The organism is Mesorhizobium sp. M7A.F.Ca.MR.148.00.0.0 (genome assembly GCF_003997735.1).
Classification (GTDB): Bacteria; Pseudomonadota; Alphaproteobacteria; order Rhizobiales; family Rhizobiaceae; genus Mesorhizobium.
This window is the reverse complement of sequence record NZ_RZTB01000369.1, coordinates 329-585: the sequence shown is the minus strand read 5'-3', so window position 1 is coordinate 585 and position 257 is coordinate 329. Positions and strand designations below refer to the sequence as shown.

The following is a 257-nucleotide window of genomic DNA, read 5'->3' as shown; positions in this document are numbered from 1 at the left end:
GCGACATCGAGCAGAGACTGGCCGCACCACCGCCGCGCAAATGGCGGCTCGATATCGGTAGCGAAGTGAGCGACCTCACCGATGGACTTGGTGATTGGACAGACAGTTCGACCGGCCTTGCCTATCGGCTCACCCCGCAGACGACCATTTCGAGCCACACCCGGATGGCGACTCGCTACGGTCGCACCGATGTTCAGATCGACGGCCGCATCGACCAGGCCTTTTCCGCCACGGTTTCGGCCTATGTGCTGGCAGCG

At 63.0% G+C, this 257-nt stretch carries 1 protein-coding gene; it reads left to right on the top strand.

The window, feature by feature from the left end; translation table 11 throughout:
* A partial coding sequence (locus EOB49_RS38370; protein ID WP_245472992.1) for a YaiO family outer membrane beta-barrel protein occupies positions 1-257 on the top strand: 257 nt, incomplete at both ends.